We start from the raw sequence: 14,191 nt of genomic DNA, 5'->3' as shown, positions 1-14,191 counted from the left end.
ATGATGTCTGCAAGTCAATGATCAGAGGCCTGCGACGTAACTCCCCACTGCATCAGTTCGCCGAGAATTTTCTGCTGTCTTCCTGCCATCAGGCGGGCCAGCCAGGACGCATCCTGCGTCGCAGAAAAGTAGCGTTGGTAGAACTGTTTAATGGTTGACCCCATCATATTCACCTCCTCGCTTCATCGACGTTGATTATTGACTTAATATAGGAAGTAATAAATTGCTGAGTTTTTATCAGGAGTTCCCCTTTTATGTCTTCCGGTCGTTTACAACAGCAGTTCATCCGCCTGTGGCAGTGCTGCGACGGCAAGTCGCAGGAGACAACGCTGAATGAACTGGCAGAGATGCTAAGCTGCTCGCGTCGTCATATGCGTACCTTACTCAACATGATGGAAGCGCGCGGCTGGCTGACCTGGGAGGCGGAGGCCGGACGCGGCAAGCGTTCCCGGCTCGCTTTTCTCTATACCGGTCTCGCGCTGCAGCAGCAGAGGGCGGAAGATCTGCTGGAGCAGGACAGAATCGATCAGCTGGTGCAGCTGGTTGGCGATAAAGCCGCCGTCCGCCAAATGCTGGTTTCCCATTTAGGCCGCAGCTTTCGCCAGGGTCGGCATATCCTGCGCGTGCTCTACTACCGGCCGATGAAAAATCTGCTGCCCGGCAGCGCGCTGCGCCGCTCGGAAACCCATATTGCCCGGCAGATTTTTAGCGCCCTGACGCGAGTAAATGAGGAAAATGGGGAACTGGAAGCCGATATTGCTCACCATTGGCAGCAGATCGCGCCGACCCACTGGCGTTTTTTTCTGCGTCCAGGCATTCATTTTCACCATGGGCGTGAGCTGGAGATGGAGGATGTCATCACCTCCCTGCAGCGCAGTAACACGCTGCCGCTCTTCTCTCACATCGAGCGTATCGACTCCCCCACCGCCTGGACTCTCGACATTCATCTCAGCCAACCCGACCGCTGGCTACCGTGGTTGTTAAGCCAGGTACCGGCCATGATCCTTCCGCATGAGTGGCGTACGATGGAGAATTTCTCCAGCATCCCCGTGGGGACAGGGCCTTACTCGGTTGTGCGTAATAATCAGAACCAGCTCAAAATTCACGCCTTCGATGACTATTTCGGCTACCGGGCACTGATCGATGAAGTGAACGTCTGGGTTCTGCCGGAAATCAGCGAAGAGCCCAACGGTGGGTTAACGTTACAGGGCACCACACAAAGCGAAAAGGCGGTGGAAAGCCGTCTGGAAGAGGGGTGTTATTACCTGCTGTTCGATGCCCGTAGCCCGCTCGGCGCGAACAGCGCGGTACGCCAGTGGCTAAGCTATGTATTCCAGCCCGCTAATCTGCTCTATCACGCGGGTGAGCACTATCAGGGCAACTGGTTCCCGGCGTATGGCCTGCTGCCCCGCTGGCATCATGCGCGCAGCCATGCCTGTGAAAAACCGCCCGGTCTTGAAACGGTCAGGCTGACCTACTACCAGGACCACGTCGAGCATCGCGTGATGGGCGGGATCATGGCGACGCTGCTGGCCGAGCATCAGGTTAAGCTGGAGATCCAGGAACTGGAGTATCAGGAGTGGCACCGCGGTGAGGTGGTCAGCGACGTATGGCTCAACAGCGCCAACTTTACGCTGCCGATCGATTTCTCCCTGTTTGCCTGGCTGTATGAAGTTCCCCTGATTCGCAATTGTATCCCCATCGACTGGGAGCAGGACGCCGCTCGCTGGCGCGCGGGTGAGCTGAATCCGGCGACCTGGAGCCAGCAGCTGTTGGCCAATCAAACCGTGGTGCCGCTCATTCACCACTGGCTGATGATCCAGGGGCAGCGCAGTATGCGCGGCGTACGCATGAACACGCTCGGCTGGTTTGACTTTAAATCCGCGTGGTTCGCGCCGCCGGAGCCGTAATGCTTTCAGTCCGCTGACAAAATCATTACACTAACTGCCGTTCTCAACGGGGTGCTAATAAACATACGCAATCTCATTCAAGTTGCTTCAACGCGCGGTTAGCGCGGAAACAACCCGAAGATAAAGCGTATGGGCTGAGAAAATACCCGTCGAACCTGATCCGGATAACGCCGGCGAAGGGATTTGAGGCCCTCTCAAAATCCTTTGCCCCCCCTTTTTCTGAGGTGCAAAGTGTTGAAAAAATTACTCCCCCTGCTGGCGCTGGCCGCCGCGCCCGTTTTTGCCAAACCGCTGCTCACCGTTTATACCTACGACTCATTCTCCGCCGACTGGGGCCCTGGCCCGGCGGTTAAAAAAGCCTTTGAAGCCGACTGCGGCTGCGAGCTGAAGTTCGTGGCGCTGGAAGATGGCGTCTCGCTGCTCAATCGTCTGCGGATGGAAGGCAAAAACAGCAAAGCCGACGTAGTGCTGGGGCTGGATAACAACCTGCTGGAAGCGGCTTCGCAAAGTAAGCTGTTCGCCAAAAGCGGCGTCCCTGCCAGCGCGGTGAACGTACCCGGCGGCTGGAACAACGACACCTTCGTCCCGTTCGATTACGGCTATTTCGCCTTTGTTTACGATAAAAACAAGCTGAAAAATCCGCCCAGGAGCCTGAAAGAGCTGGTTGAGGGCGAGCAAAAATGGCGGGTGATTTATGAAGATCCGCGTACCAGCACGCCGGGTCTGGGCCTGCTGCTGTGGATGCAAAAAGTCTACGGCGATAAAGCGCCGGAAGCCTGGCAGAAGCTGGCGGCGAAAACCGTCACCGTCACCAAAGGCTGGAGCGAAGCCTACGGCCTGTTCCTGAAAGGCGAAAGCGATCTGGTGCTGAGCTACACCACCTCCCCGGCTTACCACATTATCGAAGAGAAGAAGGATAACTACGCCGCGGCAAACTTCGCTGAAGGACACTATTTGCAGGTCGAAGTCGCCGCCCGCACCGTGGCCAGCAAGCAGCCGGAACTGGCGGAAAAATTCCTCAAATTTATGGTATCGCCGGGCTTCCAGAATGCGATCCCCACCGGCAACTGGATGTATCCGGTCACTCAGGTTGCGCTTCCGGCAGGCTTTGACGCGCTGATGAAACCGCAGACGACCCTCGAATTTACACCGCAACAGGTGGCCGCCGAACGTCAGAACTGGATTAGCGCATGGCAACGCGCCGTCAGCCGCTAGCTGTTGGCTGGCTCCTGCCGGGACTCACGGCGGCCATCGTTCTGGTCGTCGTGGCGCTGGCCGCCTTTCTGGCGCTATGGTTCAGCGCCCCGGAGACCACCTGGAAAGCGCTTATCAGCGACGGCTATCTCTGGCACGTGGTGCGTTTCTCCTTCTGGCAGGCCTTCCTTTCCGCGCTTTTTTCGGTGATCCCGGCAATCTTCCTCGCCCGCGCTCTGTACCGGCGACGTTTCCCCGGGCGCACGCTGCTGCTGCGCCTTTGCGCCATGACCTTAATCCTGCCGGTACTGGTGGCGGTCTTCGGTATTCTGAGCGTCTACGGTCGTCAGGGATGGCTGGCTGAATTATGCAACGCGTTCGGCTGGCAGTGGGAATTCTCGCCCTACGGGCTACAGGGGATCCTGCTGGCGCACGTGTTCTTTAATATGCCGATGGCTACGCGCCTGCTGCTGCAGACGCTGGAAAATATCCCCGGCGAGCAGCGGCAAATCGCCGCCCAGCTCGGCATGCGAGGCTACGTCTTTTTCCGGCTGGTTGAATGGCCGTGGCTGCGGCGGCAAATCCCGCCCGTTGCGGCGCTGATCTTTATGCTCTGTTTCGCCAGCTTTGCGACCGTGCTGTCGCTGGGCGGAGGACCGCGGGCCACGACGATCGAGCTGGCGATTTACCAGGCTCTCAATTTCGACTACGACCCGGCGCGCGCGGCGATGCTGGCGCTTATCCAGATGATCTGCTGTCTCGGGCTGGTGTTGCTTAGCCAGCGCCTGAGTAAAGCGCTCGCCATCGGGGCCAGTCATATCCGCGGCTGGCGCGATCCCGACGACCGGCTATATAGCCGGCTGTGCGACACGGCGCTGATCGGCGCTGCGCTTTTGCTGCTGCTACCGCCGCTGCTGGCGGTGATAGGCGACGGGCTGAACAGCAATCTGTTTAGCGTGCTGCAGCAGCCTGCGCTTTGGCAGGCGCTGTGGACATCGCTGCGTATCGCCCTTGCCGCCGGACTCTTAAGCGTCATCCTGACCATGATGCTGCTGTGGAGCAGCCGTGAGCTCCGCGCCCGCCGTCGCCCTCTCGCCGGTCAGGCGCTTGAGCTGAGCGGCATGCTGATCCTCGCCATGCCGGGCATCGTGCTGGCCACCGGTTTCTTCCTGCTGCTCAATAATAGCGTGGGCCTGCCGGAATCCGCCGACGCCATCGTTATTTTCACCAATGCGCTGATGGCGATCCCCTACGCGCTTAAGGTGCTGGAAAACCCGATGCGCGATATTGCCGCCCGCTACGGCACCCTCTGCGAGTCGCTGGGGATGCACGGCTTTACCCGCCTCCGGGTGGTCGAGCTTCGCGCTTTAAAACGGCCGCTGGCCCAGGCGCTGGCCTTCGCCTGCGTGCTGTCGATTGGCGATTTCGGCGTCGTAGCGCTGTTCGGCAACGAAGATTTTCGTACTCTGCCCTTTTATCTGTATCAGCAAATTGGCTCTTATCGCAGCCAGGACGGCGCCGTCACCGCCCTCCTGCTTCTGCTGCTGTGCTTTTTACTCTTTAGCGTGATTGAAAAACTTCCGGGACGCGATGCTAAAACTGAATGATGTGACCTGGCTTTATCAGCATCTGCCGATGCGTTTCACGCTTGCCGTCGAACGCGGTGAGCGCATTGCGGTTCTTGGCCCCAGCGGCGCCGGGAAAAGTACGCTGCTGAACCTGATTGCCGGTTTTCTGCCGCCTGCCAGCGGCAGTATCGAGATCGATGGTCAGCCCCATACCTACACGCCGCCCGCGCGTCGCCCGGTATCGATGCTGTTTCAGGAAAATAATCTGTTTAACCATCTCACCATCCGCCAGAACATTGCTCTGGGAATGCATCCGGGGCTCAAGCTGAACGCGACGCAGACCGCCCGCCTGCAGGCCATTGCCGGGCAGATGGGAATCGACGCCTTGTTAGAGCGGCTGCCGGGCGAGCTTTCCGGCGGCCAGCGTCAGCGTGCGGCGCTGGCGCGCTGTCTGGTACGCCAGCAGCCGGTACTGCTGCTGGATGAGCCCTTCTCCGCGCTCGATCCCGCGCTGCGTCAGGAGATGCTGACCCTGGTTGCCGACATCTGCCGGCAACAGCAGCTGACGCTGTTAATGGTCTCGCACAGCGTGGAAGATGCCGCGCGTATCGCGCCGCGGTCGGTGGTCGTGGCTGAGGGACGGATTGCCTGGGATGGTGAGACCGCCGCGCTGCTCAACGGCAGCAGCAGCGCCTCGGCGCTACTGGGAATTAGCGCAAAATAACCTTATGCAGGATGTCGAGATAGACCGGCATCAGCGGATGACGGAAGGCGAGCACCAGGGCCGCGACGGCGGCGCATACCATCAGCGGCGCGATCCACAGCAGGCGCGAACGCGGCAGAAAGCGGGTGAGACGATCGCCGGCGCTTTTGGCGCTGCGCCACAATCGCCAGCACAGCCACGCCGCCAGCCACGCCAGCAGCGCCGCCCCCAGCAGCAGCCACTTAAAGCTGGCGCTATTCTCATCGGCCGGAATATCAATTGCCGCCCCGGCTAGTATCCCCGGTAAGAAGTAGAGCGGCGGCCATAGCAGGCAGCCGATGATATTCGGCGGGATAAATTTCGCGACCGGCAGATCCAGCATCCCGGCGACCATCGGCACCAGCGGGCGCGTTGGCCCGACAAAGCGGCCAATCAAAATGGTAAACATGCTGTGCTGATGCAGCGCATGTTCGGTTTTATCCAGCAGCGCTTTGTTTTTCTTTAAAAAAGACCAGCGATGCAGCGGCTTTTTAAACCGCCAGCCAAGCCAGAATGAGATCCAGTCGCCGAGCAAACAGCCGATAATCCCCGCCAGCCACGCCTGCCAGAAGTTAACCTCTCCGCTGCCGATCAGCGCCCCCAATCCGGCCATCATCACCGTTCCCGGTAAGATAAGCCCCACCAGCGCCAGCGACTCGAGGAAGGCGACCAGCAGAACGGCTATCAGGGAATAGACCGTCGATTGAGTAATAAAGTGTTCCAGCAATGCTTGCATAATGTACCCGGTTTAAAAACGAAGCACGGATTCTCCGGAGCCGTTCATACTTCGTCAAGCCATCATTTGTTTGTATAGTTTACTGGCTGTGTTAAAAATCCGGGCCATCATTTCACTTTCTTTACTTTTTATTCACACCCAGCGCGAAACTCGCTCGGGCTGGCGCCGGTGCATTTCTTAAACACGCGCGAAAAGTAGAGCTGGTCCTCAAAACCGACGTTACGGCCAACGGTAGCGATCGGCATCCGCGTCGTGCTCAGCAGCAGCTTGGCCTGGCTAATGCGCTGATCCTCCCGCCACCCCAGTACGCTGATCCCTAACTGCTGGCGGAACAGATGCGACAGGCGCGACGGCGACAGGCACACGTGCTGGGCGACGCTGGCAATGTCGAAATGGCTGTCCGCCAGATGATCGCTGATGTACTGGCAGGCATCGCGCACCCGGTTATCCAGCGGCGGATGCAGCGATTCATTGATGGCCTCCATACGGCGCAGCAGCAGTTGCTCCATAAGATTGATCGCCAGCAGCTCGGAATAACGCCCCGCGCCCTGCCCGGCCTCCACAATCTGCCCGAACAGCTCGCCAAAGCGCGCCTGCCACTGCTCATCCGGGCGGAAAAAGCCGGTCTGGGCAAAAATCGTTGGCCAGTTAAGCCATTCATGCCAGTAGGCGCGCGGCCGGAAATAGACCCACTGGTGATACCACTCGCGGGCATCGGGATGGCGGCCGTAGTGGTGTATCTCTCCCGGTGGAAACAGCAGCATATCGCCGGGGCGGCAGATAAACTGCTCCCCGTGGTTATTGATCACCCCTTCGCCGCGGATCGTCAAATTAAGGATATAGCCCTTCATACCCAGCGGACGGTCAATAAAGAAATCCAGATAGCCGTCGGCCTCAATCGGCGTCAGGCCCGTCACCAGATGGGCATTAAAAGAGTAACCCGGCAACAAAGGATCGTTTTGCGTTTCAGCCATAAACTCTGCTCTCCCGGAGACATTAAGGACACCAATTGTCCATACCTTGCATTTTATCCTCAGGCTGAAGACCCGTACTGCGATGCGCGTTAGAAATCGGATTAAAACCCGCCTCATCTCGGCAAAAACTGAGCACTGCGCACAATTCAGGCGCTTTGAGCGCATAACTGAAGTGTCTATAAAGACGGCAGGAAAGTCCACATTGAATATTTGCACGGCGTCACACTTTGCAGCTTCACAGCAATATAGTCCATAAGATTAGCGAATACGGCCTGACGGTTTTCAGCCCAGATATCTACTGTTGCACCATGAATGATTTTTAGCATGGAGTAACAGTATGGCAATTGCGATTGGCCTCGATTTTGGCAGTGATTCAGTACGCGCCCTGGCGGTAGAGTGCGCGACCGGCGAAGAGCTCGCCGCAAGCGTCGAGTGGTATCCGCGCTGGCAGGAGGGGCTATTCTGCGATGGCCCGAACAACCAGTTCCGCCATCATCCACGCGACTATATCGAATCAATGGAAGCCGCGCTGAAAAGCGTCCTCACCGCCCTTAGCGCCGAACAGCGCGCTGCCGTCGTAGGTATCGGCGTTGATAGCACCGGCTCAACGCCCGCGCCCATCGACGCTGACGGCAACGTGCTGGCGCTGCGCGATGAGTTCGCCAACAACCCCAACGCCATGTTCGTGCTGTGGAAAGACCATACCTCGGTGGAGGAGGCGGAGGAAATTACCCGCCTGTGCCACCAGCCCGGCAAAGAAGATTACTCCCGCTATATCGGCGGTATCTACTCCAGCGAATGGTTCTGGGCCAAGATCCTCCACGTGACTCGCCAGGACCGCGCCGTCGCCGAGGCCGCCGCGTCGTGGATTGAGCTGTGCGACTGGGTGCCGGCCCTGCTTTCCGGGACGACGCGCCCGCAGGATATTCGCCGCGGCCGCTGCAGCGCCGGGCATAAATCCCTTTGGCATGAAAGCTGGGGCGGCCTGCCGCCAGCCGGGTTCTTCGATGAACTTGACCCGATAATTAACCGGAACCTGGCCTACCCGATGTTCAGCGAGACCTGGACTGCGGATCTGCCGGTCGGCACGCTGACCGCCGAATGGGCCGCGCGTCTGGGCCTGCCGCAAACCGTCGCCATCTCCGGCGGCGCATTCGACTGCCATATGGGCGCCGTCGGCGCCGGAGCGCAGCCAAATGCGCTGGTTAAAGTTATCGGCACCTCCACCTGCGACATTCTGATCGCCGATAAACAGAGCGTTGGCGAGCGCACGGTAAAGGGCATTTGCGGCCAGGTTGATGGTAGCGTCGTGCCTGACTTTATCGGTATGGAAGCGGGGCAATCCGCCTTTGGCGACATCTACGCCTGGTTTGGCCGCATTCTCGGCTGGCCGCTGGAGCAGCTGGCGCAGGCCCACCCGGAACTTAAAGAACAGATCAAAGCCAGCCAGAAACAGCTGCTGCCCGCGCTGACCGACGCATGGGCGAAAAATCCGTCTCTCGACCACCTGCCGGTAGTGCTGGACTGGTTTAACGGGCGCCGTACGCCGAATGCCAACCAGCGTCTGAAAGGGGTCATTACCGATCTGAACCTCGCCACCGACGCCCCGGCGCTGTTCGGCGGGCTGATTGCCGCCACCGCCTTCGGCGCCCGCGCCATTATGGAGTGCTTCACCGAACAGGGGATCCCGGTCAATAACGTGATGGCGCTCGGCGGCATCGCGCGCAAAAACCCGGTGATCATGCAGGCCTGCTGCGATGTGCTGAATCGCCCGCTGCAAATCGTCGCGTCCGATCAGTGCTGCGCGCTGGGCGCGGCTATCTTCGCCGCCGTTGCTGCCGGCGTCTACCACGATATTCCTGCCGCGCAGGAGCAAATGGCCAGCCGGGTGGAAAGCACCCTGCAGCCTCGCCCGGCGCAGGCGCAACGTTTTGAACAACTCTATCAGCGCTACCAGCAGTGGTCGCTCAGCGCGGAACAACGTTACCTCCCTTCGACTGCAAAAGCGGAATCCGCGCCGCAATCTCAGGCAGCCTTCACCCATTAAGGACATGAAAATGACAATTTTTGATAATTATGAAGTGTGGTTCGTCATCGGTAGCCAGCATCTGTATGGCCCTGAAGCGCTACGCCAGGTGACAAAGCACGCAGAACATGTGGTGAACAGCCTGAATGCGGAAGCCAAACTGCCGTGCAAACTGGTGCTTAAGCCGCTGGGTACCACGCCGGATGAGATCACCCATATCTGTCGCGACGCAAACTACGATGATAAGTGCGCCGGGATGGTGGTGTGGCTGCATACCTTCTCACCGGCGAAAATGTGGATCAACGGCCTCACGATCCTGAATAAACCGCTGATGCAGTTCCATACTCAGTTCAACGCGGCGCTGCCGTGGGACAGTATCGATATGGACTTTATGAACCTGAATCAGACCGCCCACGGCGGCCGCGAGTTCGGCTTCATCGGCGCGCGGATGCGTCAGCAACACAGCGTGGTAACCGGCCACTGGCAGGATAAAGAAGCCCATCAGCGCATCGGCGCATGGATGCGTCAGGCGGTTTCGAAACAGGATACCCGCCACCTGAAAGTGTGCCGTTTCGGCGATAACATGCGTGAAGTGGCGGTCACCGACGGGGATAAAGTCGCCGCGCAGATTAAGTTTGGTTTCTCGGTTAACACCTGGGCGGTGGGCGACCTGGTACAGGTCGTCAATGCGGTCACCGATGGCGAAATCAGCGCCCTGGTCGATGAGTATGAAAGCAGCTATCGCCTGACGCCAGCGGTGCAAATCCACGGTGATAAGCGGCAGAACCTTCTTGATGCCGCGCGCATTGAGCTGGGGATGAAGCGCTTCCTGGAACAGGGCGGCTTCCACGCCTTTACTACCACCTTTGAAGATTTGCACGGCCTGAAACAGCTTCCGGGTCTCGCCGTACAGCGTCTTATGCAGCAGGGCTACGGCTTTGCGGGCGAAGGCGACTGGAAAACCGCCGCCCTGCTTCGCATCATGAAGGTGATGGCAACCGGTCTGCAGGGCGGCACCTCCTTTATGGAGGATTACACCTACCACTTCGAGAAAGGCAACGATCTGGCGCTGGGCTCGCATATGCTGGAAGTCTGCCCGACCATCGCCACCGCGGAGAAACCGATTCTCGACGTCCAGCCGCTGGGCATCGGCGGGAAAGCCGATCCGGCGCGCATCATCTTTAACACCCAGACCGGCCCGGCGATCGTCGCCAGCCTGATCGATCTCGGCGATCGCTATCGTCTGCTGGTGAACACCATTGAGACGGTGAAAACGCCGCACGAGCTGCCGAAGCTACCGGTGGCCAATGCGCTGTGGAAAGCCCATCCGGATCTGCGCACCGCGTCCGAGGCCTGGATCATTGCTGGCGGCGCGCACCATACCGTCTTCAGCCATGCGCTGACCCTTGATGATATGCGCCAGTTCGCAGAGCTACAGGATATCGAACTGACCGTGATTGACAATGAGACCCGCCTGCCCTCCTTCAAGGATGCGCTGCGCTGGAACGAAGTGTATTACGGTTCAAAACGCTAAGAGATCGTCCCCTCACCCTTACCCTCTCCCATAAGGAGAGGGTACCGCTCGGGCGCGGAACTGCTTTTCTCCCCTACCCTTGAACCGGGAAGAAAAGTTCGGGCACGGGACGGCTTCCTCCCTGGCCCTCCGGGAGAGGGTTGGGGTGAGGAGAAGCTGACTCGCCAGCTATTCGGAGCACATTATGTTAGAAGATCTTAAACGCCAGGTTCTCGAAGCCAACCTGGCCCTGCCAAAGCACAATCTGGTCACTCTCACCTGGGGCAACGTCAGCGCCGTCGACCGTGAACGGGGCGTGCTGGTGATTAAACCCTCAGGCGTCGACTACAGCGTCATGACCGCCGAGGATATGGTGGTGGTCAGCCTGGAGACCGGCGAAGTGGTTGAAGGCCAGAAAAAACCCTCGTCTGATACCCCGACCCACCGTCTGCTGTATCAGGCATTCCCGACGCTGGGCGGTATTGTCCACACTCATTCGCGTCACGCCACCATCTGGGCGCAGGCCGGACAGTCGATTCCCGCTACCGGCACGACCCACGCCGACTATTTCTACGGCGCGGTTCCCTGCACCCGCCTGATGACCGACGACGAGATCAACGGCGAGTACGAGTGGCAAACCGGCGAAGTGATCGTCGAAACCTTTCGTGAAAAAGGCATCGATCCGGCGCAAATGCCCGGCGTGCTAGTGCACTCTCACGGGCCGTTTGCCTGGGGTAAAAACGCCGAAGACGCAGTGCATAACGCCATTGTGCTGGAAGAGATCGCCTATATGGGCATCTTCTGCCGCCAGCTGGCGCCGCAGCTGCCGGAGATGCAGCAGACGCTGCTGGATAAACACTATCTGCGCAAGCACGGCGCGAAAGCCTATTACGGGCAATAAACCCGCGATCTCCCTGGCTCGCGCTGCGCTTAGTCGGGCTACAGGTTCACAGCCGTCTGCGGACCTGGTAGCCCGGACAAGGCGCGTCAAGCGCCGCCTCCGGGAAATAGCGCGCGGCACTGCCTTTGAAAACAGACAACCGCGCCACACCTGTATAAAATCCCAGCATTACTCGGTGAACCAGGCTATAATCAGGCCTGGTTTTTACTGATGAGAGCACGGCGTGACGCAGCCACGAGAAGGTTTTTTACTGACCCGTCACTGGCGGGATACCCCGCAGGGCACCGAACTGACTTTCTGGCTGGCGACCGATGACGGCCCGCTTGAGGTCACGCTGCCGCCCCAGGAGTCCGTGGCGTTTATCCCTGAATCCCAGCGCGCGCAGGTTGAACGCCTGCTGCAGGGGGAAAACGGCCATCGCCTTGCCCCGCTCAGCCTGAAAGATTTTCATCGCCAGCCGGTTTTTGGCCTTTACTGCCGCGCTCACCGCCAGCTGATGCGGCTGGAAAAAAAGCTGCGCGAAAACGGCGTCACGGTTTATGAAGGCGACGTTCGCCCGCCGGAGCGCTATCTGATGGAGCGCTTTATCACCGCCCCGGTGTGGGTTGAAGGCGAGTCGCGCGGCCAGCAGCTGGTCAACGCCCGGATGAAGCCCAATCCCCACTACCGCCCGCCGCTAAAATGGGTTTCGCTGGATATTGAAACCAGCCGCCACGGCGAGCTCTACTGCATCGGTCTTGAAGGCTGCGGCCAGCGGGTTGTCTACATGCTCGGGCCGGAGCCCGCCTCGCCCCCTGCCGTCAACTTCCAGCTAGAGTACGTCGCCAGCCGCCCGCTGCTGCTGGAAAAGCTTAACGCCTGGTTTGCCGCTCACGACCCGGACGTGCTGATCGGCTGGAACGTGGTGCAGTTCGATTTACGCGTCCTGCAAAAGCACGCCGAGCGCTATCGCATCCCGCTGCTGCTCGGGCGCGGCAACAGCGAACTGGAGTGGCGCGAACACGGTTTTAAGAATGGCGTCTTCTTTGCTCAGGCCAACGGCCGCCTGATTATCGACGGCATTGAGGCGCTGAAATCCGCGTTCTGGAACTTCTCCTCTTTTGCGCTGGAATCGGTCGCCCGCGAGCTGCTCGGCGAGGGCAAAGCCATTGATAATCCCTGGGATCGGATGGATGAAATCGACCGCCGTTTTCACCAGGATAAACCGGCGCTGGCCACCTACAACCTGCAGGACTGCGAGCTGGTCACCCGCATCTTCCATAAAACCGAGATCATGCCGTTTTTGCTGGAGCGCGCGACGGTCAACGGCCTGCCTGCGGATCGCCACGGTGGTTCGGTCGCCGCCTTCAGCCACCTCTATTTTCCACGCATGCACCGGCTCGGCTACGTCGCACCGAACTTCGGAGAAGTGCCGCCGCAGGCCAGCCCTGGCGGCTACGTGATGGATTCACGCCCCGGTCTGTACGACTCTGTGCTGGTGCTGGACTATAAAAGCCTGTACCCGTCGATTATCCGCACCTTCCTGATCGACCCGGTGGGGCTGGTTGAAGGTCTGGCGCAGCCCGATGACGCTCACAGCACCGAAGGCTTTCTCGGCGCGCGCTTCTCGCGAGATAAGCACTGCCTGCCGGGGATTGTCGGGCAGATCTGGCACGGGCGCGACGAAGCCAAGCTGCATAAAAACAAACCGCTGTCGCAGGCGCTGAAGATCATTATGAACGCCTTCTACGGCGTGCTCGGCACCAGCGCCTGCCGCTTTTTCGATCCGCGCCTGGCCTCTTCCATTACCATGCGCGGTCACGCGATTATGCGCCAGACCAAAGCGCTGATTGAATCCCAGGGCTATGACGTTATCTACGGCGATACCGACTCCACCTTCGTGTGGCTCAAGCGGGCCCACAGCGAAGAGGAAGCTGGCGCTATCGGTCGGTCGCTGGTGGCCTTCGTCAACGAATGGTGGGCGACGGAGCTGGGCAAAGAGGGGCTCGCCAGCACCCTGGAGCTGGAGTTTGAAACCCACTTCTGCCGCTTTCTCATGCCTACCATTCGCGGCGCGGATACCGGCAGTAAAAAGCGCTACGCCGGGATGATTCAGGAAGGCAGCGAGCAGCGCATGGTGTTTAAAGGCCTGGAGACGGTACGCACCGACTGGACGCCGCTGGCCCAGCAGTTTCAGCAGGAGCTTTATCTGCGCATTTTCCGCCATCAGCCCTATCGCGACTATGTGCGCGAAACCATTGATAAGCTGATGAACGGCGAGCTTGACGATCGACTGGTCTATCGCAAACGCCTGCGCCGTCCGCTGGCGGAGTATCAGCGCAACGTGCCGCCGCACGTGCGCGCGGCGCGGCTGGCTGATGAGCACAACGTTCGGCTGGGTAGACCGCAGCAGTATCAGCAGCGCGGCAGCATTAAATACGTCTGGACTACCGGCGGGCCGGAACCAGTGGATTATCAGCAGTCGCCGCTGGATTATGAGCACTATCTCTCTAAGCAATTAGAGCCTGTCGCCGAAGGAATACTTCCCTTTGTCGACGACGATTTTGCTACAATAGTGACGGGGCAACTGGGGCTATTTTGATTTTTTCTCACTCGTTCCGTCAGCACAAAAGCCGCAAAATGAAGGG

The 14,191-nt window shown here is 59.3% G+C and carries 11 protein-coding genes and 1 riboswitch; of the genes, 8 read left to right on the top strand and 3 right to left on the bottom strand.

The features are described 5' to 3' along the window. Positions 1-14: 14 nt before the first annotated feature. A complete protein-coding gene (sgrT, locus tag IAE27_RS06620) occupies positions 15-167 on the bottom strand; it encodes a glucose uptake inhibitor SgrT (RefSeq protein WP_083307717.1) in 153 nt (50 codons plus the stop codon). Between the two features lie 87 nt (positions 168-254). On the opposite strand from sgrT, the gene sgrR reads away from it, so the two are divergent. From sgrR to thiQ, 4 genes are all read left to right on the top strand, one after another. After that, complete coding sequence (gene sgrR / locus IAE27_RS06615; RefSeq protein ID WP_004108174.1) at positions 255-1,910, top strand: HTH-type transcriptional regulator SgrR; 1,656 nt, start codon at positions 255-257, stop codon at positions 1,908-1,910. 37 nt (positions 1,911-1,947) lie between these two features. Continuing rightward, positions 1,948-2,110: riboswitch (TPP riboswitch) on the top strand. Between the two features lie 31 nt (positions 2,111-2,141). Then, positions 2,142-3,125, top strand: a complete 984-nt coding sequence (thiB, locus tag IAE27_RS06610; protein ID WP_154022201.1) for a thiamine ABC transporter substrate binding subunit — start codon at positions 2,142-2,144, stop codon at positions 3,123-3,125. Beyond that, complete coding sequence (gene thiP, locus IAE27_RS06605) at positions 3,101-4,711, top strand: thiamine/thiamine pyrophosphate ABC transporter permease ThiP (RefSeq protein ID WP_154022202.1); 1,611 nt, start codon at positions 3,101-3,103, stop codon at positions 4,709-4,711. Before thiB ends, thiP begins: the two co-directional genes overlap by 25 nt. Continuing rightward, positions 4,695-5,396 (top strand): thiamine ABC transporter ATP-binding protein ThiQ, encoded by a 702-nt coding sequence (gene thiQ / locus IAE27_RS06600; RefSeq protein WP_016807509.1) that lies wholly within the window; start codon positions 4,695-4,697, stop codon positions 5,394-5,396. The genes thiP and thiQ overlap by 17 nt, the downstream gene beginning before the upstream one ends. Here thiQ and IAE27_RS06595 read toward each other — a convergent pair. Both IAE27_RS06595 and araC read right to left on the bottom strand, forming a co-directional pair. Beyond that, positions 5,383-6,150 carry a DedA family protein gene (locus IAE27_RS06595; protein ID WP_004108185.1) on the bottom strand — a complete coding sequence of 256 codons (768 nt, stop codon included), beginning with the start codon at positions 6,148-6,150 and terminating at the stop codon, positions 5,383-5,385. The two genes, thiQ and IAE27_RS06595, sit on opposite strands and share 14 nt — an antisense overlap. Before the next feature lie 128 nt (positions 6,151-6,278). After that, positions 6,279-7,124: an arabinose operon transcriptional regulator AraC gene (gene araC, locus IAE27_RS06590; protein WP_004098545.1), complete on the bottom strand. Its 846-nt coding sequence runs from the start codon at positions 7,122-7,124 to the stop codon at positions 6,279-6,281. Positions 7,125-7,461: 337 nt separating this feature from the next. Between araC and araB the strand changes: the two genes are divergently transcribed. From araB to polB, 4 genes are all read left to right on the top strand, one after another. Beyond that, positions 7,462-9,171, top strand: a complete 1,710-nt coding sequence (gene araB, locus IAE27_RS06585) for a ribulokinase (protein ID WP_135800298.1) — start codon at positions 7,462-7,464, stop codon at positions 9,169-9,171. A gap of 10 nt (positions 9,172-9,181) precedes the next feature. After that, positions 9,182-10,684: an L-arabinose isomerase gene (gene araA / locus IAE27_RS06580; RefSeq protein WP_004110533.1), complete on the top strand. Its 1,503-nt coding sequence runs from the start codon at positions 9,182-9,184 to the stop codon at positions 10,682-10,684. A 184-nt stretch (positions 10,685-10,868) separates the two neighbouring features. Then, positions 10,869-11,564, top strand: coding sequence for an L-ribulose-5-phosphate 4-epimerase (araD, locus tag IAE27_RS06575; RefSeq protein WP_017145008.1), 696 nt, complete (start codon positions 10,869-10,871; stop codon positions 11,562-11,564). Between the two features lie 223 nt (positions 11,565-11,787). Further along, on the top strand, positions 11,788-14,145 hold the full coding sequence (gene polB, locus IAE27_RS06570; RefSeq protein WP_017145009.1) for a DNA polymerase II: 2,358 nt from the start codon (positions 11,788-11,790) through the stop codon (positions 14,143-14,145). Positions 14,146-14,191: the final 46 nt, after the last annotated feature.

The organism is Klebsiella sp. S69, from assembly GCF_016516145.1.
Lineage (GTDB): Bacteria > Pseudomonadota > Gammaproteobacteria > Enterobacterales > Enterobacteriaceae > Klebsiella > Klebsiella oxytoca.
Note: the sequence above shows the minus strand (reverse complement) of the source record. Positions and strands in the feature narration are given on the sequence as shown.